Genomic DNA, 21,644 nt, shown 5'->3' on the forward strand with positions numbered 1-21,644 from the left:
GATCAAATAGCGGATCTTTTCCCAATTTTTGGTTCGTTTCCCGCGAGCAAGCGTTTCATGTTGTCTTGATGGCGAAATAGAATTAAGCAGCAGAGCATTGCGACAGGTAAGGTATATTGAGGATTGACTAGCCACGTATAAAGTGGAGCGAGAATCGCACTAGTGATCGAGGCTAATGATGAATAGCGGAATATAAAGGCAACACTTAACCAAGTTGCAACGATCATAGAAGTGAGAGAAAACCCAATTGGAGCAATGGCACCTAAGGCGGTCGCGACACCTTTTCCACCTTGAAAGTTAAAGAATATCGGGTAGATATGCCCCAAACATGCGGCTATGGCAATAACACCAAGTAGTACAGGGCTGATACCTAAATAATAGCTGCCCCATACTGGAATCATACCTTTTAGTACATCACAAAAAAGTACGAATGCAGCGATACGGCTCCCACCTAGTCGGAGAACATTTGTGGCTCCAGGGTTTTTTGAACCTTGTTGTCGAGGGTCTGGTAGATGTTTGATGCGAGAGATCAAGACCGCGCTAGATACCGAACCGATCAAATAAGAAGCAACAATAATCAACAAGATAAAAGGCGACATCTAAGGCTAGACTCTCTATTATTGAGATGACTCACTATGACTTTATCGTCACTATTCTTCACTAAAATTAGCTGATAAATTGTAATGGAATTCACAATTTTACCTCTTTTTCGACTATTATATCTTGTCGCTTTTGTTTACGTATCCAATTGCGATATTTATGAAGTGTCGAGTAAGCCAATTTGAATGATTATAGTACGCTTAATTGTAGGATAAGGGTATCCGACCTGTCGTCGTGATACTGGTGCTCGTGGGAAATGTGTTGTTTGGAAAAAGGGTATTATGGATAAGGTATTTATTGAGCAACTGACAGTCATCACGACAATTGGAGTGTATGACTGGGAACAACAGATTAAACAAAAATTAGTGCTTGATATTGAGATGGCTCATGATAATCGTCTCGCAGGTAAAAGTGATGATGTTCAAGATGCTTTGGATTATTCGGTTGTTAGCCAAACGGTCATTGATCACATCGAACAAGGGCGTTTTTTATTGGTTGAAAGAGTCGCTGAAGAGATCGCTGAGATCATCATGACTAAGTTTAACGTTCCTTGGGTTAAAATCCGCTTAACAAAACCCGATGCTATAGCACAAGCCAGCGGTGTTGGTGTTGTGATCGAACGAGGCAATGTGTGACGATTACTTATGTTGGTATTGGGTCGAATATTGAAAAGCATCAACATATAGAGAAAGCTATTCGAGCTATGATCGCCTTAGATCCGGCGGCACGTTGGTCCACAATCTATGAATCACCAGCGTTTGGGTTTGATGGTGATAGCTTTCTTAATCTTGTTGTAGAAGTCACGACGAAGCACACATTAGAACAATTTTCTGATGAATTGAGAAAGATAGAATGGCAATTAGGTCGACCGCAAGATGCTCAAAAGAAGCAGTCTAGAACGATAGATTTAGATATCCTTCTATTTGGTGATTGTATCTGTAACGAAACGGTTAAGGTTCCACGACAGGATATCTATCAATTCCCTTTTGTTATCCAGCCGCTTTATGAGCTTTGTCCCGAACGTGTTATTCCCGGAGATGGACGTTCGGTTAAGGATATCTGGGTAGAGTTTAATAATTTAGAGATTTTATCGGCGATTAAGCCGTGGTTTAAAATTTAATATAAAAAGAGAATAACAATGAACTATTTTGAAGCGTTTATACTGGCGTTAATTCAAGGCTTAACTGAATTCTTACCTATTTCGAGCTCTGCTCATTTAATTCTGCCTTCGGCAATTCTTGGTTGGGAAGATCAAGGCTTATCGTTTGATGTTGCTGTTCATGTCGGAACACTTGCCGCGGTTGTGATTTACTTCCGCAAAGAAGTGGTCAGTTTATTGAGTGCCTTTATTGGTTCTATTTTTAAAGGTGATCGAAGTAAAGAAGCGAAATTGGCATGGCTTATTATTTTAGCGACGATTCCTGCTTGTGTATTTGGCCTATTAGCGAAAGATCTCATTGAAGTTTATGCCAGAAGCGCCACTGTTATTGCGACGACCACGATTGTTTTCGGGTTACTACTTTGGTACGTCGATAAAACCGCTAAGCAAAATTTAGATGAATACCAAGGAACATGGAAAAGTGCCCTTATTATCGGTATTGCACAAGCTGTTGCTATGATTCCGGGAACATCTCGTTCAGGTGCAACCATTACCGCTGCGTTATATCTTGGTTTTACACGTGAAGCTGCTGCACGATTCTCTTTCTTAATGTCGATTCCAATTATTGTTTTAGCAGGAAGTTACTTAGGGTTGAAGTTAGCGGTAAGTGGTGAGCCTGTTCATGTCGGTTTTTTAGTAACTGGGATAATTACTTCATTTGTTAGTGCTTATTTGTGTATTCACCTGTTCCTTAAAGCCATTTCTCGTATGGGTATGATGCCATTTGTGATTTATCGCTTATTGCTTGGTTTTGGTTTGTTTGCTTATATATTGCTCTAGATACTAAATTAGCATGGTTTCTTGTATCACGTTGACGCACACGGCGGCGACGTTGATACAAGGTGTCGTATTCCTCCTTAATTTTGATCCTTCCTTTATTACATTAGGAAAGGTATTGAACAACGATATAGTGTCAAGATTATGCGTATTTTTTCGATGGTTTTATTTTTGCTGCTGGTTGTTCTGCAATATACCTTATGGCAAGGCAAAAATGGGATCTCAGATTATCAAACGTTATCGAGTGAGATAGACAGTCAAACTCAAGTGAATGACAAGCTTTTCGAGCGGAATCAAGAGATGTTCGCTGAGATAGACGATCTTCGCCAAGGATTAGATGCAATAGAAGAGCGTGCTCGAAATGAATTGGGAATGATTAAAGAAGAAGAAACATTCTATCGAATTTTAGGTGAGGAAAAATTTGGTGATGAATAGTTCTTCGATTCCACATAATTCTATCGTCGCAATCGTTCCTGCTGCTGGCGTTGGAAGTCGGATGCAAGCAGATCGACCAAAACAGTATTTGCCTTTATTGGATAAAACGGTGTTGGAGTATACAGTAAATAAACTTCTTGCCCTTCCAAGCATCAATTCTGTGGTTATCGCACTTGGTGCCAAAGACCCATACTTTTCAGCATTGTCCATTGCAACAGACCCACGAGTAATACGTGTTAATGGTGGGAAAGAACGAGCGGACTCAGTCCTAAATGGTTTGAATTATGCGTTAGAGCATCAACTAGCGGAATGGGCATTGGTGCATGATGCCGCTCGTCCATGCTTTGATACTGATGATATTGAAGAGCTTATTGAGCAGGCTCAAGGTCATCATGTTGGAGCGATTTTAGCGTCTCCAGTCAGAGATACGATGAAGCGTAGTGACAAAGGTTGCTTAATTCAGCATACGGTTGAGAGAGAGCAGCTTTGGCATGCTCTAACTCCTCAACTTTTTAGAGCCGCCTCTTTAAAACAAGCACTTGAAACCGCAATGACTTCTGGAGAAAAAGTTACCGATGAAGCATCTGCATTTGAATATATAGGGCAAACACCTTTAATCGTCGCTGGAAAGGCGAGCAATATAAAAATTACTCAACCAGAAGATCTCGCTTTAGCAGAGTTCTATCTGAGTAGAACAAGGAAATGAGATGTTTAGAATTGGACATGGTTTTGATGTACATAAATTTGGTGGTGAAGGTCCAGTAATTATAGGTGGTGTTGCTGTTCCTTATGAACAAGGGTTACTTGCTCACTCCGATGGTGACGTCGCCTTGCATGCCTTGTGTGATGCATTATTAGGTGCGATCGCAGAAGGGGATATTGGTCGTCACTTTCCGGATACCGATGATAAATGGAAAGGCGCAAATAGCCGAGAATTGCTTAAGGATGTGTATCGCCGAGTTCAGGAGAAAGGTTACCGCCTTGGGAATGCGGATGTGACGATCATTGCGCAAGCACCTAAAATGGCCCCTTTTATTGATGCGATGTGTCAGACAATCGCTAATGACTTACAGTGTGACATTTCTCAGATCAATGTTAAGGCGACGACAACCGAACGTCTTGGTTTTACTGGACGTAAAGAAGGTATTGCTAGCGAAGCCGTTGTGCTTCTATTGCGGGTATAATTTTTTTCAATTTTGGAACCATTCATCATGAGCGATATTCTTTCTTCATTCTCTTATTTATTGGGAGCTCCGAACGCAAAAGCAAAACTGAAAGTCGTGGCGGAGGATTTTAAGGTGGTCGAACAATTGGGTTTCGATCTTACTGGCTCTGGTGAGCATTTAATGCTTCGTGTGCGTAAGCGTGGTGAAAATACCAGTTTTGTCGCCAATGAATTAGCCAAAGTATGCGGGGTTAAATCTCGTGATATAGGGTGGGCGGGTTTGAAAGATCGTCATGCGGTAACCGAGCAGTGGCTTAGTGTCTATTTACCAAAATTAGAGTCACCTGATTTTACCGGTTTTCTAACGCAGTATCCTCATGTTGAAATCTTAGAACAAACACGACATAACAAAAAACTAAAAGCTGGCGACTTGGCTGGAAATGCATTTGAAATACGTTTAACTGAAGTGAGCGATATTGAATCTGTTATCGCTAGGTTAACGGCAATCACAACATCAGGCGTTCCGAATTATTATGGTACTCAGCGTTTTGGGCGAAATGGCAATAACTTAACGGAAGCGCGCCGCTGGGGGAAAGATAACGTACGGTCTCGAAACCAAAATCAGCGCAGCATGTTGTTGTCGGCTGCGCGCTCGTGGATTTTTAATCGTATTGTATCGGAACGTATTGACCAAGGTTGTTTTGAACATGTTGTTTCTGGTGATATCGTTGAGCAAAAGGATTCACATTTAACAGTAAATGCCGACAACCAATCAGAGCTTGACCAAGCGATCGTAAACGGAGAGGCTTCTATCACAGCCGCCCTTGCGGGAGATAATGAGCTTCCAACAACCGAAGCGTGTTTGGCGTTAGAGCAATCTCACCTCGATAGTGAAGAGGACTTGATGTCTCTAATTCGTGGGAATCGTATGCGCCATGATCGAAGACCAATTCGACTACTCCCAAAAAACATGACATGGCAGGTTGATAAAAATGTCGTTATAGTAAGTTTTTCACTTCCTGCTGGAGCGTATGCAACATCAGTATTGCGTGAAGTGGTAGAAGAAATACCTCATGAGCGAGTATTTGATCAATGAGAATTTTATTGAGTAATGATGATGGTGTTTATGCGACAGGAATAAGGACACTTGCTGCGGCGTTGAGTGAATTCGCAGAGGTTATTATTGTGGCACCGGATCGTAATCGCTCAGCGGCCTCAAATTCATTGACTTTAGAACAGGCACTTCGTGTCGAGCAGATCGAACCAAATGTGTATTCTGTACAAGGTACACCGACAGATTGCGTTCATTTTGGTTTGAATGAATTGTTGAAAGATCAATTACCGGACTTGGTGCTTTCAGGAATAAACCATGGTGCAAATTTAGGTGATGATGTGCTTTATTCAGGCACGGTGGCAGCGGCGATGGAAGGGCATTTTCTTGGAATTCAATCAATGGCATTTTCATTGGTTGGGCAAACAAACTTCGAGTCGGCAGCAAGAGTTGCCTGTAAGTTGGTAAAACGACATATAGCTCAACCGGTAAAAATTCGTCGCTTAATTAACGTTAATATACCCGATGTACCGTACGAAGAACTCGGTGATATTGCAGTGACACGTTTAGGGGCTCGTCATCACGCTGAAAATATGATTAAGCAAAAAGATCCTCGAGGACAAGACATATATTGGCTAGGGCCTCCAGGAAAAGAGCAAGACGCAGGTGAAGGGACAGATTTTTATGCGGTTGAACAACGGCATGTATCCTTAACGCCGATGCAGGTAGATCTCACCGCCCACAACTCAATACTCGATATGAAAGATTGGTTAAAAGGATAGATGTCGATGCCAAATCCACAAGCAGATAAATTGATCGAATTTCTTGTTCGGAATGGTATTACTGATCAAAGTGTTTTAAATGCGATCCATGCATTACCGAGAGAGATTTTTGTTTCTCAGGCGATGTTTCATCAGGCGTATGACAACAATGCATTACCCATTGGTGCTGGGCAAACCATTTCGCAGCCATATACGGTTGCGAAGATGACTCAGTTATTAGAGCTGCAACGCGAAAGCCGTGTACTGGAAGTGGGTACGGGCTCTGGCTATCAGACAGCGGTATTGTCTCAATTGGTCGATCATGTTTGTACAATAGAACGAATCAAGTCATTGCAATGGGATGCAAAAAGGCGTTTACGTAAGCTTGATATTTATAATATTTCCAGTAAGCACGGAGATGGGTGGCAGGGATGGCATTCTAAAGCGCCGTTCGATGCGATTATCGTCACCGCAGCCGCCGCGACAATACCTAAAGCGCTATTAGAACAGTTAGCAGAAGGTGGTAGGTTAGTTATTCCCGTTGGTGAAAATGAACAACAATTAATGCGCGTTGTCAGAGTTGGAGATTTATTTGAAACGGAAATTATTGAGATGGTCAGATTTGTTCCTTTAGTTTCAGGCGATTTAGCTTGATGAGAAAACACTTTTTTAGATTGATCTTTTTCGCGATCTCTTTTGCTGTTCTTGTTGGGTGCGCAAGTTATATTCCTGCCTCTGTATCCGATGTTAGTGGGCAATCCAATAACGGGCGCGGTGAATATAGAGGGAGTTATTACAAAGTCAAAAAAGGCGATACGCTTTATTTTATCTCTTACCTCACCGATAAAAATGTTAATGATCTTATTGCTTATAATGCACTAACCCCACCATATACTATATATCCAGGGCAAAAACTCAGTCTTTGGAGTCGATCCTATCAAGCTCCACAATACGGAAAACGATCTTATTCAGTAGATAATCCTGAATTGAGATCCAATGGCAGCTCTCGGTCCCAATCGAATATATCAATTAAAACAGCAAGTAAACCCAGTGTTGGCAAGGCTTCAGAGGCTACATCGGTTGTTGGATCAGCTGTTACCCAAAGAAAACCATTAACAGAGAACGCATTAAAAAATTCTAAAAATGAGCAGAATTCAAACATATCAGCAAATAAAAGTGATGTGGTTAAAAAAGATCCAGTTAATAGTATTGAATCTAAACAAATAAAAAGGTATGGTAGTTTTGAAAGTCAGGAAACTGTTAATAATAATAAAGATTCCAACTTTCGAGACAGGCAATCAAAAATAAGAAATAACAATGAGGTCAAAGATTGGCTTTGGCCGACAAAAGGGAGGGTAATAGCTAAATTTTCCACTGGTGATCAAGGAAACAAAGGAATTGATATTGCTGGTCAGCGAGGTCAAGCCATTGTTGCTACCGCCGATGGGTCTGTTGTTTATTCAGGCGATGCACTCAGAGGGTACGGTAATTTAGTCATCATTAAACATAACGATAATTATTTAAGTGCTTACGCACACAATGACAGGTTACTCGTGAAAGAAGGTCAAAATATAACTGCAGGACAAAAGATTGCCACAATGGGCAGCACAGGAACCAGCAGTGTTAGATTACATTTTGAAATTCGTTATCAAGGAAAATCGATGAATCCAATTCGATACTTGAAATAACGTCACGAAACAAATAATAAGCCATAACGACATATTAAGTTGTAATGTCTTGCTAACTCGCCGGGGGAGGCTATATGAGTAAAAGCAATTCAGTCACTAAAGTCGAGCAATTTTCGTTTGATATCGAAGAAAATCAAGCGGGGCTCGAGTCTGTTGATTCACATACAGAAGAACAACAAACTGCCGTTCGTGAGGATGTTGATACTTCAACTAAAAGCCTAGATGCAACTCAGATCTACTTGAGTGAAATCGGTTTTTCTCCATTATTAACTGCCGAAGAAGAAATCTTGTACGCTCGTCGAGCCCTTAGAGGTGATGAAGCAGCACGTAAGCGCATGATTGAAAGTAACTTGCGTTTAGTTGTGAAGATTTCACGTCGCTATTCAAATCGAGGCTTAGCTCTACTCGATCTTATTGAAGAAGGTAACCTGGGTTTGATCCGCGCGGTAGAGAAGTTTGATCCTGAGCGTGGCTTCCGTTTTTCTACCTACGCTACTTGGTGGATTCGTCAAACTATCGAACGTGCATTGATGAACCAAACCCGCACAATTCGCTTACCTATCCATGTAGTTAAAGAGCTTAATATTTATCTCCGAACTGCTCGTGAATTATCACAAAAACTAGATCATGAGCCTACCGCTGAAGATATTGCATTTGAATTAGATAAGCCTGTCGATGATGTTAGCAAGATGTTAAAGCTAAACGAGCGTATTAGCTCAGTCGATATTCCTATCGGTGGTGAAGGTGATAAATCACTTGTTGATATTATCCCTGATTCGAATAACTACAATCCTGAGTATGCACTAGAAGATAACAACATTAAGAAATCATTAGTTGATTGGCTTGATGAACTTAATCCAAAGCAGAAAGAAGTTCTTGCTCGTCGTTTTGGTCTTTTAGGCTACGAACCATCAACACTTGAAGATGTTGGTCGTGAGATTAGTCTTACCCGCGAACGTGTTCGTCAAATTCAAGTTGAAGGACTGCGTCGTTTAAGAGATATTTTACTTAAACAAGGTCTGAGCATGGAATCGTTGTTTGATTTTGCTAACGATCATTAATGATTAACTTGTTTTATATAAAAGGCGCTGATTCAGCGCCTTTTTTGATCCTTTACTTTATATCCACAGCTATAACTGTTTTTTTAATAGATACAGCATATCGAGCGCCTGTTTTGGCGTAAGATCATCAGGGTTAATATTACTTAGTTGCTTCTCAACGTCGCTCAGTTCAGGGATCAAGCTTAGCTGATCTTCTCGATGATCATGATCTTGGCTTGCGCTTTTTGCGTGAGGTTGAGTCGAAATATGGTTTTTTTCCAACTGAGTTAATTTATTTCTCGCATTTTTTATGACGTTTTTGGGCACTCCTGCGAGCGCTGCAACAGCAAGGCCGTAAGATTTACTGGCAGCTCCTTCCTGCACGGAATGCATAAACGCAATATTGTCACCATGCTCAACCGCATCAAGGTGAACATTGGAAAGGTTAGGAATTAGATTTGGTAATTCAGTTAGTTCGAAATAGTGCGTAGCAAACAACGTCAACGAATTGATTTTTTTAGCTAACCATTCAGCACTTGCCCACGCTAGAGACAGACCATCATAAGTACTGGTTCCACGGCCAATTTCATCCATTAACACCAAACTTCGGTTAGTTGCATTGTGGAGTATATTGGCGGTCTCGGTCATTTCGACCATAAAAGTAGAACGGCCAGAAGCGAGATCATCAGAGGCTCCAATTCGAGTAAATATGCGATCCAATGTCCCGATAGTCGCCGTCTGTGCTGGTACATAACTTCCGATATGAGCCATTAACGCAATCAATGCCGTTTGGCGCATATAGGTGGATTTTCCTCCCATGTTAGGACCAGTAATGATTAGCATTTTGCGTTTAGTATTGAGCAAAACAGGGTTGGCGATGAACGGGTCTTTCATTACGTGCTCTACTACGGGGTGACGACCTTGTGTGATATCGATACCAGGCAGCTTGTCCATAGTCGGACGGCAATAATTTAACGTGTCAGCACGTTCGGCCAAGTTTTGTAGTACATCTAATTCAGCGACTGCATTAGACAAGCACTGTAAGCTCTCCAACTGAGGGAGTAACTTATCAAACAGTTCGTCCCATAGCTGTTTTTCAATTGCTAAAGCTTTTGATTTAGAATTCAGAACTTTATCTTCATGTTCTTTAAGCTCAGGAATTATATAACGCTCGGCATTCTTTAAGGTTTGACGACGGATATAATGAGAAGGGACCAAATGGCTTTGGCCTCGGCTTACCTGGATGTAAAAGCCATGAACATTGTTGTAGCCGACTTTTAATGTATCAATATCATGGCGTTCGCGCTCATCCGCTTCTAAGCGTTCTAAATACTCTGTTGCCCCATTGGCGAGATCACGCCATTCATCCAATTTTTCGTCGTAGCAGGGAGCGATAACGCCACCATCGCGAATAATAACAGGTGGATTTTCAATGATGGCTGATTCGAGTAAACCACAAAGTTCATCCATTGGTTGGCATGAGGCAGCGATCTCTTTTAATTGAATACTCGAAAAAATCGACAATGATGTGGATAATTCAGGGAGTTGTTGAAGTGCAAGGCGTAATCGAGCTAAATCTCTTGGACGTGCACTTCTGATCGCCAAACGGGCAATGATTCTTTCAATATCCCCGATTTGCTTAAGTATTGGTTGCAGCTCTAGAAAGGCACTGTGCTGTAATATTTCGCTAATAACATCTAAACGCTGATTTATCGTATCGTGATCGCAGGTTGGTTGATGTATCCAACGCTTTAACATTCGGCTCCCCATAGCGGTTGCACTTCGATCCAAAACATCAGCAAGTGTGTTGTCGCTGCCGCCTGATAAGTTTGTCGTGAGCTCTAGGTTACGCCGAGTCGCCGCATCGAGAATGACATTATCGTCTTGACGGTTAAATGTTAGCGCTCGAATATGAGGTAATGTCGTTCGCTGTGTATCTTTAACATATTGAATCAAGCATCCCGCTGCAGATAAGCCCAATTCGGCCGATTCAATACCGAAACCGACTAAATCTTTAGTGCCGAACTGTTGAGTTAATTGTTGTCGAGCTGTACCAATTTCAAATTCCCATATCGGACGGCGGCGTGCGCCTTTGCAAGATTCGATCAAATCGATTGCAGTAAAATTTTCTGGGTATAGCAGTTCTCGAGGTGAAGTTCGTTGGAGCTCAGCCAACATTGCCTCTTCATTTTTTAGTTCGCTTAATTGAAAACGTCCGCTGGTTACGTCGAGAGTTGAATATCCAAACATCTCATCATGTTGATAAATTGCAGCGATTAAATTGTCGAAACGCTCAGGTAGTAATGCTTCGTCAGTCACGGTACCGGGGGTAATAATCCGCACGACTTTACGTTCGACTGGTCCTTTGCTTGTTGCCGGGTTACCAATTTGCTCGCAGATAGCAACTGATTCACCAAGTTGAACAAGCTTTGCAAGGTAACCTTCTGCTGCGTGATAAGGAATACCAGCCATCGGAATGGGCTCACCCGCCGACGAACCTCGCTTAGTTAGCGATATATCCATTAACTGCGATGCGCGTTTTGCATCTTCGTAAAACAGTTCGTAGAAGTCACCCATACGATAAAAGAGCAATATATCGGGATTTTCAGCTTTGAGTTTTAAATATTGCTGCATCATGGGGGTATGATTATTGGCGTCTTTCACGGTAACATCTTTCGTTTGTTTTCATTGCGGCTTAGGATACGTTAATCAAGCGTGAGCTTAAAGAGTTCTAAAAGGAATAAGCATGGAATTAGATCAAAATCTTAGTGAGAACCTTGGTCACCTTTTATTGCAAAATGGTTGGGTGTTAACCACGGCCGAATCGTGTACTGGTGGTGGCATCGCATCTGAAATAACTGAGGTCGCGGGAAGTTCTCAATGGTTTGACCGAGCTTTTATTACATACAGTAATGAGGCGAAAATAGAGATGCTGGGAGTAAATCAAGATACGCTTGATGAGTTTGGAGCAGTAAGTGAAAATACTGTTATCGAAATGGCTAGTGGGGCTTTGCTTCGCTCAAATGCATCTATTGCGGTGTCGGTTAGTGGTATTGCTGGGCCTGGAGGTGGTAGTGAAGATAAACCAGTGGGTACTGTTTGTTTTGCTTGGCAATCGAAATGGGGCTGGAGCAGAGTAGAAACGCATTACTTTTCTGGAGATAGAGCTCAAGTTAGGCTACAAGCGGTTCAACAAGCGTTAACAACATTGCATGATTACTGTATTAGCGAAGAAAAGTAAATTTACACTAGACACTGTATGAATCCACAGTATAATAAGTTTATACTTAGAAAATATTAATAGCACTCAGTTTCCCCCTTCATAAGTTAAGAGTGCCAGTTTGGAGAATGTAATGGACCAAAATAAGCAAAAAGCACTCGCTGCTGCTCTAGGGCAGATTGAAAAGCAATTTGGTAAAGGCTCAATTATGCGTCTTGGTGATAATACCACCATGGACGTAGAAACAATCTCAACAGGATCACTTGCGCTTGATATTGCGTTAGGGGCAGGCGGTTTGCCTATGGGACGTATTGTTGAGATTTATGGTCCAGAGGCTTCTGGTAAAACAACGCTAACTCTCGAAACAATTGCTGCGGCACAACGTCAAGGTAAAACATGTGCCTTTATTGATGCAGAGCACGCACTTGATCCAATTTATGCAAGAAAGCTAGGCGTTGATATTGATGCGTTACTTGTTTCTCAACCAGACACTGGTGAACAAGCGTTAGAAATTTGTGATGCTCTAGCTCGCTCTGGCGCTATTGATGTACTTGTAGTCGATTCCGTTGCTGCCTTAACTCCGAAAGCTGAAATTGAAGGTGAAATGGGCGATAGTCATATGGGGCTTCAGGCTCGTATGTTGTCTCAAGCGATGCGTAAATTAACGGGTAACTTAAAGCAATCAAATTGTATGTGTATCTTCATCAACCAGATTCGAATGAAAATTGGTGTGATGTTTGGTAACCCTGAAACAACAACAGGTGGTAATGCACTTAAGTTTTATGCTTCAGTTCGTCTCGACATTCGCCGCACAGGTGCAATTAAAGATGGCGATGAAGTGGTTGGTAATGAAACTCGAATTAAAGTGGTAAAAAACAAAATTGCTGCGCCGTTTAAAGAAGCTCATACCCAAATACTTTATGGCCAAGGCTTTAACCGTGAAGGTGAGTTGGTAGACCTTGGAGTTAAGAATAAATTAATTGAAAAAGCAGGTGCTTGGTATAGCTATAATGGCGATAAAATTGGCCAAGGAAAGGCAAATGCTTGTAAGTACTTACGTGAAAATAAAGAAGCGTTTGATATTATTGACCGTACGTTACGCGATTCACTTTTAAATGCGAATGCAATTGTTGAAGAAGAAGCTGTCGCAAAGGATATCGAAGCGGAACAAGACTTTTAATTTAAAGTTTCGTTTCTAAGTGATTAAAATTAGCCTCGCTTATGCGGGGCTAATTATTTTGGAGAACTCATGACTCGTTTCTATACTAACACCTTATCTTGTAAAGAAAGCGCACTGAGGTTATTGAGTCGCAGAGATCATGGCCGTCAAGAATTAGCGGGTAAACTAAAAATTAAGGGATACGAGCTTAACGAGATCGATGAAACAATCGATTACTGCAATGGCTTGGGTTATCTCGATGATGTAAGTTTCGCTGAGAGTGTTTTGCGACAACATATTAATCGATGTCATGGGTTACTGCGGATTCGCCAAGAGCTAAAACAGAAAAAAATTGATAACGATATTATTGATCAGGTACTTCAAGAGTGTCAGCACGATTGGTTCGAACTTGCCAAACAAGCGGCAGAAAAAAAGACAGTAAACCGCCTCCAATTAGATCAAAAAGAGAAGGCTAAGCTTATTCGATATTTGCAATACAGAGGGTTTTCATTTGATCAAATTAAGTACGCATTAAGTGATGATTAAGGCAACATAAGTTCTATTTTCCTGATAATCCTACCGATACCTCTTCAACCGCCTCTTTTCTATAAGAACACTAGTCGAACAGTTATCCTTGCTTTACAATATGGCAAAAATATAACTCGATCATTCCAGGAAAAGCACATGTTTATGAGCACTGATGAGGTACGCCGATCGTTCCTCTCGTTCTTTGAATCAAAAGGACACCAAATTGTTGATAGTTCGTCATTAGTTCCCGCAGATGACCCAACTTTGCTATTTACTAATGCAGGGATGAATCAATTTAAAGACTGTTTTCTTGGTTTAGAAAAACGTAGTTATACTCGAGCCGTAACATCACAACGTTGTGTTCGAGCGGGCGGTAAACACAATGACCTAGAAAACGTAGGCTTCACAGCGCGTCACCATACTTTCTTTGAAATGTTAGGTAACTTTAGTTTTGGTGATTACTTCAAAGAAGAGGCGATTAAGTTTGCGTGGGAATTTCTAACCGAAGTTCTTCAATTACCAAAAGAGCGTTTGTTGGTAACGGTATATCAAACTGATGATGAAGCCTTCGCCATTTGGAATGAAAAAATGGGCGTGCCCGCGGAGCGGATTATACGTATCGGCGATAAAAAAGGCGGCAAAGCTTACGAATCAGATAACTTCTGGCAGATGGGCGATACTGGTCCGTGTGGTCCATGTTCTGAAATTTTCTACGATCACGGTGAACATATTTGGGGTGGGCCTCCGGGATCACCAGAAGAAGATGGTGATCGTTTTATTGAAATTTGGAACAATGTTTTCATGCAATTTAACCGTCATGCAGATGGCACAATGGAGCCATTGCCAAAACCATCTGTAGATACGGGAATGGGTATAGAGCGTATTTCTGCCATTATGCAAGGAGTACACTCGAACTACGAAATTGACGTTTTCCAATCGTTAATCAAAGAAGCAGCGACAATCACAGGTCATCAAGATCTGACGAATCAATCATTACGTGTGGTCGCGGATCATATTCGTTCGTGTGCTTACTTAATTGTTGATGGAGTAATGCCTTCTAATGAAGGGCGTGGTTATGTCCTACGCCGCATTATTCGTCGTGCCGTTCGTCATGGAAATAAACTGGGAGCGCAAGATACTTTCTTCCATAAACTTGTTGGTCCATTAGCGGAAATTATGGGTAGCGCTGGTGTTGAACTTAAAAATCAGCAAGCAATCGTTGAAAAAATTCTACGTATTGAAGAAGAAAACTTTAGTCGTACGTTAGAGCGAGGTATGGCGATACTTAATGACGCCCTAAACCAAGTCGAAGGAAAAGTGCTCGACGGTGAAACGGTATTTAAGCTTTATGATACCTATGGTTTCCCAGCAGATTTAACCAATGATGTTGCTCGAGAACGTGGCTTTAGTATTGATGAAGTTGGCTTTGAAAAAGCGATGGACGTTCAACGCAATCGTGCTCGTGAAGCTGGGCAGTTTGGTACCGATTATAATGCGCAGGTTAAGAGTGATGCGACAAGTGAGTTTTGTGGGTACACCTCAACTCAAGGTCAAAGCCAAATCGTAGAGATATTTGTCGAAGGTGAAGCCGTACAATCTCTTTCGGCGGGGACTAAAGCAATGGTTATTCTGAATGAAACGCCATTTTATGCAGAATCTGGTGGTCAAAGTGGTGAGAGTGGGGTCATAAGATCCAAATCTGGCCTCTTCAATGTTGAGGATACCCAAAAACTAGGACAAGCAGTTGTCCATTATGGTGAAGTCGTAGAAGGCGTTTTTGCTCAGGATGACGAAGTTATGACATCTGTCGATGAAGAACGCCGTCTATCTAGTGCTTTAAACCACTCAGCTACTCACTTGATGCACGCAGCATTACGCCGCGTATTGGGAGACCATGTTTCTCAGAAAGGTTCGCTTGTTAAACCCGAAGGGCTGCGTTTCGATTTTTCTCATTTAGAAGCGGTAAAAGCGAGCGAACTAAAAGAGATTGAACGACTTGTGAATGCTCAAATTCGTAATAACGACTCTGTAGATACTGAAATTATGGATCTTGAGTCTGCGAAAGAAAAAGGAGCAATGGCATTATTCGGTGAAAAATACGATAGCCAAGTTCGAGTACTTTCAATGGGAGACTTCTCAACAGAATTGTGTGGTGGTATTCATGCCAAGCAAACTGGTGATATTGGTTTGTTTAAAATTGTATCCGAAGGTGGTATTGCTGCGGGTATTCGCCGAATTGAAGCAGTTACCGGTGATGCAGCTCTCGATCTTATTGAATCACAAGCCAATGCTTACGAAGTCAAATTGAATGATTCAGCATTGAAAGCTAAACAGCTTGAAAAAGAGATTCAACAGTTGAAAGATAAGCTTGCTTCTCAAGCCAGTGCTAACCTTATCGATCAAGTTAAAGAAATCAAAGGTGTCAAAGTTCTGATCGCTCAACTGGATGGCGCTGAAAATAAAGCGCTGCGTGGTATGGTTGATGAGTTGAAGAACCAAATTGGTAGTGGCATCATCATGCTTGGAAACGCTTCCGATGGTAAAGTTGGCTTGATCGCTGGCGTAACAAAAGATCTTACTGCAAAAATAAAAGCAGGGGATCTTGTGAATAGCGTTGCGATACAAGTTGGTGGTAAAGGCGGTGGTCGTCCAGATATGGCTCAAGCAGGGGGAAGTGACATTGATGCGCTTCCTAACGCATTGAATTCTGTGTCGGAGTGGATCGAAGCTCGTTTATAATGTCGGCAAAATAACTAATGAGCCTAAATTTATCTAATGAAGAATAATTAGGCTCTTTATTTATGATTCTAAATTCAGAGAAATCGTTTCCTGAGGTAAGAAGGTGATCCTAAACACAAAACTTAGTGTTTATGTCTACATCCTCATCAATGTAATGTTTTTTTCTGGAGTTAGAATTGAAAATCCGTAATAGTAACGAACAATTTTAGCACCCTCTATCTATCTAGGTGCTAATTCGCATATTGAAGAACTAAAACTAGCGAATTTTCATCATGTTGACTAAGCTTCTAACGATGAAAGTACTATTTAATGATTAAATATGTGCAAAGAAATTTACGCTAATAGCTATGCTGTTGGCCAATAAAATACGTAGTGATAGCTTAATTACAGGCAATATAGAGAATACTCAAGGAGCCAATAATGCTAATTTTGACTCGCCGTGTTGGCGAAACGCTGATGATAGGTGATGAAGTAACCGTTACAGTTCTTGGTGTAAAGGGAAACCAAGTTCGCATTGGTGTAAACGCACCTAAAGATGTTTCTGTTCATCGTGAAGAGATTTATATGCGAATACAGCAAGAAAAGGGCAGTGGCACACCAAACCCTAACGGATATTGATGTAATTTAGACTAGCGAAATCGCTAGTCTTTTTATATGGTTGAAATTTATACCGCCCACAAAAGTTGCTTATCCAAGCAGTTTGATTAAATAGCCAACGGTTAGTTATCTTTTTTCTCTTATTTACCAAGAAAGTGTTTGACATATTTTTGGTAAATCGTAATATGTGCCTCCGCAAGATGGTGAGGTGGCCGAGAGGCCGAAGGCGCTCCCCTGCTAAGGGAGTATGTGGTTTGTAGCCGCATCGAGGGTTCGAATCCCTCCCTCACCGCCATTTCTTGCGAGTTTATCTTTAGCATGATAAACAAAGTGCGTCCTTAGCTCAGCTGGATAGAGTACCTGGCTACGAACCAGGCGGTCGGAGGTTCGAATCCTCCAGGACGCGCCACTTTTTTAAAGTGACAGAATGTGGTGAGGTGGCCGAGAGGCCGAAGGCGCTCCCCTGCTAAGGGAGTATGTGGTTTGTAGCCGCATCGAGGGTTCGAATCCCTCCCTCACCGCCATTTCTTATGTCCATTAGGGCATTTTTAGTTTTTAGCAGACTAAAGCGTGGGTTATACCACATTGCGCGCTCGTAGCTCAGCTGGATAGAGTACCTGGCTACGAACCAGGCGGTCGAAGGTTCGAATCCTTCCGAGCGCGCCATTATTTTGAATATAGATCATTGAATTAACTCGACGCGTCCTTAGCTCAGCTGGATAGAGTACCTGGCTACGAACCAGGCGGTCGGAGGTTCGAATCCTCCAGGACGCGCCACTTTTTTAAAGTGACAGAATGTGGTGAGGTGGCCGAGAGGCCGAAGGCGCTCCCCTGCTAAGGGAGTATGTGGTTTGTAGCCGCATCGAGGGTTCGAATCCCTCCCTCACCGCCATTTCTTATGTCCATTAGGGCATTTTTAGTTTTTAGCAGACTAAAGCGTGGGTTATACCACATTGCGCGCTCGTAGCTCAGCTGGATAGAGTACCTGGCTACGAACCAGGCGGTCGAAGGTTCGAATCCTTCCGAGCGCGCCACTTCCATTATATTATTTGCGTCCTTAGCTCAGCTGGATAGAGTACCTGGCTACGAACCAGGCGGTCGGAGGTTCGAATCCTCCAGGACGCGCCATACACTAAAACCTCGCTTTTTAGCGGGGTTTTTTTGTGTCTTTAATATTGAACTTTTGTCGTAAATTCCTAAATGTTTACTTGGTAATTGCACTTTTTTTACCTAGAACACATCTTTTTAGGCGGAATTACTTTATAACAACGGAAAGATGTTATTGGATATTTTGTATACTGGTCTAAATATGGCATATATCACTGCTATTAACTCTGGATTAAGTATCTTATGGTTTATCTCTAAGCGTGAGAAATGTACGTTTGACAACACTAGAGCAATCGAGATAATTCTTTATTACGAGCCTTTAATTAAATTGGCATTATTAAGGAAGACATAGTTCTCCAATTTATAAATTTGAAAGGAAGCAAAATGGATAATATTGGTAGCCTGCTTGGCGATGCAGCTGTCCTAATGGGCACAGGTATGACATTCGTATTTCTATTTTTGACCATTCTTGTCTATCTCGTTACGTTAATGGCAAAAATTATTCCACAGGAACAGCCTGCTGCTCCCGTGGCACCATCAAAAAGAGTTCAGAATAATCAATCGAGCACTACGGGGAATAACCCACACGTAGTCGCTGCTATTTCGGCCGCGGTCAAACAGTATCGCTCGTCATCAGCGAAGAAATAGTAAAAGGGATTTAAAAGGAGTTTAATTGCATGTCTAAACCACTCGCTATTACAGATGTCGTCCTTCGTGACGCACACCAATCACTTTTTGCTACACGTATGCGTATCGAAGATATGCTACCGATTGCCGCAGAATTGGATAAAGTTGGATATTGGTCGCTAGAAACATGGGGAGGCGCTACATTTGACTCTTGTATTCGTTTCTTAGGTGAAGATCCGTGGGAACGTTTGCGTGAGCTTAAAAAAGCAATGCCAAACACGCCAATGCAAATGTTGTTACGCGGACAAAACCTTCTGGGTTACCGTCATTACGCCGACGATGTGGTTGAAAAGTTTGTTGAACGTGCGCATAAAAATGGTATGGATGTTTTTCGTATTTTTGATGCGATGAATGATGTTCGTAATTTTGAGAAAGCAGTGAAATCAACTATTGATGTTGGCGCTCATGCTCAAGGTACACTTTCTTACACGACCAGTCCTGTTCATACTGCTGACACATGGGTTGATTTAGCTAAACGCCTAGAAGACTTAGGTTGTCACTCTTTGTGTATTAAAGATATGTCAGGTCTACTTAAGCCTTACGAAGCCGAAGAGCTGATTACCCGTATTAAAGCGTCGTGTGATGTACCACTTGCTTTACATTGTCATGCCACTACAGGGCTATCTACGGCGACTGCGGTAAAAGCGGTAGAAGCGGGGGTTGATATCTTAGACACCGCTATTTCATCGATGAGCCAGACGTATGGTCATACACCAACTGAAACCGTCGTAGCGATGTTAGAAGGTACAGAGCGAGACACAGGTCTTTCTTTAACTGAAATCGCTCCTATTGCGGCTTATTTCCGTGAGGTCCGCAAGAAGTACGCGAAATGGGAAGGAGCAATGAAAGGGGTTGATTCTCGTATCCTGATTGCCCAAGTCCCTGGTGGTATGTTGACGAACATGGAAGGTCAGCTAAAAGAGCAGGGTGCAGCGGACCGATTAGACGAAGTATTACAAGAGATACCTAAAGTACGTAAAGACTTAGGGTATATTCCTCTAGTTACACCAACATCGCAAATTGTTGGTACTCAAGCTGTTATCAATGTTTTAACTGGCGAGCGTTATAAGTCGATTACTAAAGAAACGGCTGGTATTTTGAAAGGCGAATATGGTTGTGCGCCAGCAGAGCTAAATGCAGATCTTCAAGCAAAAGTATTGGAAGGTGCAGAACCTATTACTTGTCGTCCTGCTGATCTTTTAAGTGCAGAGATGGACAGTTTAACGAAAGAATTGTTTGAGAAGTCAAAAGCAGAGGGAATTTCACTTGCGGAAGATACCGTGGATGATGTCTTGACCTACGCTTTGTTCCCTCAGGTTGGTCTTAAGTTTCTTAAGAATCGTCATAACCCAAGTGCGTTTGAACCCGCTCCGACATTAGAAGATTCGGCTCCTGTAGTTGCCGCTCCTGTTGCAGCTACTGCACAAGGTGGTATTGAAGCTTACAGTGTGAAAGTTGATGGTCAGGTGTATCAAGTTGAAGTTGGCCCTTCAGGTGCATTAGAGTCGGTAACACCGGTGGCAAATGCAGCTCCAGTTCAGGCGGCTGCTCCTGCAGCACCAGCTGCTGATGCAGAAGTTATTTCTGCTCCATTAGCGGGCACCATTTTCAAAGTGAATGTATCAGCTGGCGATCAAGTAGCCGAAGGGGATGTTATTTTCATTCTAGAAGCAATGAAGATGGAAACGGAAGTTCGGGCTGCACGTGCAGGGGTTATCGATAGTGTTTATGTCAAGGAAGGAGATGCTGTTGCTGTTGGTGCTCCTCTTGTTGGTTTGGCATAAGGGATAACCATGGACGGATTAATTACACTTTGGAGTGAAACGGGTTTAGCTAACTTTGAGTTTACTCAAATCATTATGATTTTAGTGGGCTGTGGGCTTTTGTTTCTAGCGGTTGCTAAAGGCTTCGAACCATTATTGCTTTTGCCTATTGGCTTTGGTGCTATTTTAGCAAACATTCCTAATGCTGGGTTTACTGATGAAGGCGGCCTGCTTTACTATATTTATCACGCCGGAATTGAAACGGGCATTTTCCCGCTTCTGATCTTTATGGGCGTAGGAGCGATGACGGATTTTGGTGCGCTGATAGCAAACCCTAAAACGTTATGGTTAGGCGCGGCTGCTCAGTTAGGTATCTTTGCCACATTGTTTGGCGCTATTTTACTGAACGTTATTCCAGGCATGGAATTTAGCATGGCCGATGCGGCATCAATATCGATTATCGGTGGCGCGGATGGTCCTACTGCTATTTTCTTAGCGAGTAGGCTATCTCCTGATTTATTAGGCGCGATAGCGGTAGCGGCTTATAGTTATATGGCGTTAGTTCCTATTATTCAACCTCCGATTATGAGAGCGCTGACTACCCCTGAAGAGCGTGTAATCAAAATGGCTCAGCTCCGTCATGTTAGTAAAGTAGAGAAAATGGTCTTTCCTCTAGCTGTACTTTTGATGACGATTCTCTTCTTACCATCCGCGACTCCACTGGTGGGAATGTTTTGTTTCGGCAACTTTATGAGTGAGGTTGGTGTTGTTGATCGCTTATCGAAGACTGCGCAAAACGAGTTGATTAATATCGTTACGATCTTTTTAGGATTAGGTGTTGGTTCTAAGCTACAAGCAGATCAATTCTTAAATTTTGAAACGTTAGGTATTTTAGCTCTTGGTGCCGTTGCTTTTAGTATCGGTACTGCTGGAGGTTTGCTGATGGCCAAGTTACTGAATAAGCTTTCGAAAGAGGATATTAACCCATTGATTGGTGCGGCAGGTGTATCAGCGGTTCCGATGGCGGCTCGAGTGGTTAACAAAGTTGGGTTAGAGGCAAACCCACAAAACTTCCTATTGATGCATGCAATGGGGCCAAACGTCGCTGGGGTATTAGGTTCAGCTGTTGCTGCTGGTATTCTATTAGCGTTGGCTGGTTAACAACTTA

Annotated in this window: 21 protein-coding genes and 8 tRNA genes; 27 read left to right on the forward strand and 2 right to left on the reverse strand. The window is 42.1% G+C overall.

What is annotated here, in order from left to right; genetic code table 11:
• Positions 1 to 2 precede the first annotated feature (2 nt).
• On the reverse strand, positions 3 to 599 hold the full coding sequence (gene plsY / locus ACXJY6_RS09120) for a glycerol-3-phosphate 1-O-acyltransferase PlsY (protein ID WP_456052795.1): 597 nt from the start codon (positions 597 to 599) through the stop codon (positions 3 to 5).
• 282 nt (positions 600 to 881) lie between these two features.
• Here plsY and folB point away from each other — a divergent pair, with 282 nt between their 5' ends.
• The 11 genes from folB (at position 882) to rpoS (ending at position 8,697) form a co-directional block, all read left to right on the forward strand.
• Positions 882 to 1,235 carry a bifunctional dihydroneopterin aldolase/7,8-dihydroneopterin epimerase gene (gene folB, locus ACXJY6_RS09125; protein ID WP_456052794.1) on the forward strand — a complete coding sequence of 118 codons (354 nt, stop codon included), beginning with the start codon at positions 882 to 884 and terminating at the stop codon, positions 1,233 to 1,235.
• On the forward strand, positions 1,232 to 1,720 hold the full coding sequence (gene folK, locus ACXJY6_RS09130) for a 2-amino-4-hydroxy-6-hydroxymethyldihydropteridine diphosphokinase (protein WP_458768151.1): 489 nt from the start codon (positions 1,232 to 1,234) through the stop codon (positions 1,718 to 1,720). Before folB ends, folK begins: the two co-directional genes overlap by 4 nt.
• Before the next feature lie 18 nt (positions 1,721 to 1,738).
• A complete protein-coding gene (locus tag ACXJY6_RS09135; RefSeq protein WP_458768152.1) occupies positions 1,739 to 2,539 on the forward strand; it encodes an undecaprenyl-diphosphate phosphatase in 801 nt (266 codons plus the stop codon).
• 141 nt (positions 2,540 to 2,680) lie between these two features.
• Positions 2,681 to 2,971, forward strand: a complete 291-nt coding sequence (gene ftsB / locus ACXJY6_RS09140; protein ID WP_456052790.1) for a cell division protein FtsB — start codon at positions 2,681 to 2,683, stop codon at positions 2,969 to 2,971.
• Positions 2,964 to 3,677 carry a 2-C-methyl-D-erythritol 4-phosphate cytidylyltransferase gene (ispD, locus tag ACXJY6_RS09145; protein WP_456052789.1) on the forward strand — a complete coding sequence of 238 codons (714 nt, stop codon included), beginning with the start codon at positions 2,964 to 2,966 and terminating at the stop codon, positions 3,675 to 3,677. Before ftsB ends, ispD begins: the two co-directional genes overlap by 8 nt.
• A 1-nt stretch (position 3,678) precedes the next feature.
• On the forward strand, positions 3,679 to 4,155 hold the full coding sequence (ispF, locus tag ACXJY6_RS09150; RefSeq protein ID WP_456052788.1) for a 2-C-methyl-D-erythritol 2,4-cyclodiphosphate synthase: 477 nt from the start codon (positions 3,679 to 3,681) through the stop codon (positions 4,153 to 4,155).
• A gap of 27 nt (positions 4,156 to 4,182) precedes the next feature.
• Positions 4,183 to 5,232 (forward strand): tRNA pseudouridine(13) synthase TruD, encoded by a 1,050-nt coding sequence (gene truD / locus ACXJY6_RS09155; RefSeq protein WP_458768153.1) that lies wholly within the window; start codon positions 4,183 to 4,185, stop codon positions 5,230 to 5,232.
• On the forward strand, positions 5,229 to 5,969 hold the full coding sequence (gene surE, locus ACXJY6_RS09160; protein ID WP_456052786.1) for a 5'/3'-nucleotidase SurE: 741 nt from the start codon (positions 5,229 to 5,231) through the stop codon (positions 5,967 to 5,969). Before truD ends, surE begins: the two co-directional genes overlap by 4 nt.
• A 6-nt stretch (positions 5,970 to 5,975) precedes the next feature.
• Positions 5,976 to 6,602: a protein-L-isoaspartate(D-aspartate) O-methyltransferase gene (locus tag ACXJY6_RS09165; RefSeq protein WP_456052785.1), complete on the forward strand. Its 627-nt coding sequence runs from the start codon at positions 5,976 to 5,978 to the stop codon at positions 6,600 to 6,602.
• Complete coding sequence (locus ACXJY6_RS09170; protein WP_458768154.1) at positions 6,602 to 7,636, forward strand: peptidoglycan DD-metalloendopeptidase family protein; 1,035 nt, start codon at positions 6,602 to 6,604, stop codon at positions 7,634 to 7,636. Before ACXJY6_RS09165 ends, ACXJY6_RS09170 begins: the two co-directional genes overlap by 1 nt.
• A 74-nt stretch (positions 7,637 to 7,710) precedes the next feature.
• Positions 7,711 to 8,697: an RNA polymerase sigma factor RpoS gene (gene rpoS, locus ACXJY6_RS09175; protein ID WP_456052783.1), complete on the forward strand. Its 987-nt coding sequence runs from the start codon at positions 7,711 to 7,713 to the stop codon at positions 8,695 to 8,697.
• Positions 8,698 to 8,766: 69 nt separating this feature from the next.
• Here the strand turns inward: rpoS and mutS are convergent, their stop codons facing one another.
• Complete coding sequence (gene mutS, locus ACXJY6_RS09180; RefSeq protein ID WP_458768232.1) at positions 8,767 to 11,313, reverse strand: DNA mismatch repair protein MutS; 2,547 nt, start codon at positions 11,311 to 11,313, stop codon at positions 8,767 to 8,769.
• A 109-nt stretch (positions 11,314 to 11,422) separates the two neighbouring features.
• On the opposite strand from mutS, the gene ACXJY6_RS09185 reads away from it, so the two are divergent.
• The 16 genes from ACXJY6_RS09185 (at position 11,423) to ACXJY6_RS09260 (ending at position 21,637) form a co-directional block, all read left to right on the forward strand.
• Positions 11,423 to 11,917 (forward strand): CinA family protein, encoded by a 495-nt coding sequence (locus ACXJY6_RS09185; protein WP_458768155.1) that lies wholly within the window; start codon positions 11,423 to 11,425, stop codon positions 11,915 to 11,917.
• A 112-nt stretch (positions 11,918 to 12,029) separates the two neighbouring features.
• Positions 12,030 to 13,076 carry a recombinase RecA gene (recA, locus tag ACXJY6_RS09190; RefSeq protein WP_458768156.1) on the forward strand — a complete coding sequence of 349 codons (1,047 nt, stop codon included), beginning with the start codon at positions 12,030 to 12,032 and terminating at the stop codon, positions 13,074 to 13,076.
• Between the two features lie 69 nt (positions 13,077 to 13,145).
• A complete protein-coding gene (recX, locus tag ACXJY6_RS09195) occupies positions 13,146 to 13,601 on the forward strand; it encodes a recombination regulator RecX (RefSeq protein WP_458768157.1) in 456 nt (151 codons plus the stop codon).
• A 138-nt stretch (positions 13,602 to 13,739) separates the two neighbouring features.
• Positions 13,740 to 16,322 carry an alanine--tRNA ligase gene (gene alaS / locus ACXJY6_RS09200; protein ID WP_458768158.1) on the forward strand — a complete coding sequence of 861 codons (2,583 nt, stop codon included), beginning with the start codon at positions 13,740 to 13,742 and terminating at the stop codon, positions 16,320 to 16,322.
• Positions 16,323 to 16,742: 420 nt separating this feature from the next.
• The gene (gene csrA / locus ACXJY6_RS09205) at positions 16,743 to 16,940 is read left to right on the forward strand and encodes a carbon storage regulator CsrA (protein ID WP_456052778.1); all 198 of its coding nucleotides are present in this window, start codon (positions 16,743 to 16,745) and stop codon (positions 16,938 to 16,940) included.
• A gap of 181 nt (positions 16,941 to 17,121) precedes the next feature.
• Positions 17,122 to 17,214 (forward strand) — tRNA-Ser (locus tag ACXJY6_RS09210).
• Positions 17,215 to 17,251: 37 nt separating this feature from the next.
• Positions 17,252 to 17,328, forward strand: a tRNA-Arg gene (locus ACXJY6_RS09215).
• A 22-nt stretch (positions 17,329 to 17,350) separates the two neighbouring features.
• A tRNA-Ser gene (locus tag ACXJY6_RS09220) sits at positions 17,351 to 17,443 on the forward strand.
• Positions 17,444 to 17,508: 65 nt separating this feature from the next.
• Positions 17,509 to 17,585, forward strand: a tRNA-Arg gene (locus ACXJY6_RS09225).
• A gap of 34 nt (positions 17,586 to 17,619) precedes the next feature.
• Positions 17,620 to 17,696: transfer RNA gene (locus ACXJY6_RS09230), tRNA-Arg, on the forward strand.
• Between the two features lie 22 nt (positions 17,697 to 17,718).
• Positions 17,719 to 17,811, forward strand: a tRNA-Ser gene (locus ACXJY6_RS09235).
• A 65-nt stretch (positions 17,812 to 17,876) separates the two neighbouring features.
• A tRNA-Arg gene (locus ACXJY6_RS09240) sits at positions 17,877 to 17,953 on the forward strand.
• 17 nt (positions 17,954 to 17,970) lie between these two features.
• Positions 17,971 to 18,047 (forward strand) — tRNA-Arg (locus tag ACXJY6_RS09245).
• Between the two features lie 363 nt (positions 18,048 to 18,410).
• Positions 18,411 to 18,674, forward strand: coding sequence for an oxaloacetate decarboxylase subunit gamma (locus ACXJY6_RS09250; RefSeq protein ID WP_458768159.1), 264 nt, complete (start codon positions 18,411 to 18,413; stop codon positions 18,672 to 18,674).
• 29 nt (positions 18,675 to 18,703) lie between these two features.
• Complete coding sequence (gene oadA / locus ACXJY6_RS09255; protein WP_456050547.1) at positions 18,704 to 20,497, forward strand: sodium-extruding oxaloacetate decarboxylase subunit alpha; 1,794 nt, start codon at positions 18,704 to 18,706, stop codon at positions 20,495 to 20,497.
• Positions 20,498 to 20,506: 9 nt separating this feature from the next.
• Positions 20,507 to 21,637 carry a sodium ion-translocating decarboxylase subunit beta gene (locus ACXJY6_RS09260; RefSeq protein ID WP_456050548.1) on the forward strand — a complete coding sequence of 377 codons (1,131 nt, stop codon included), beginning with the start codon at positions 20,507 to 20,509 and terminating at the stop codon, positions 21,635 to 21,637.
• The last annotated feature ends 7 nt before the right edge of the window (positions 21,638 to 21,644 follow it).

This window comes from Vibrio phycocola (assembly GCF_054404255.1).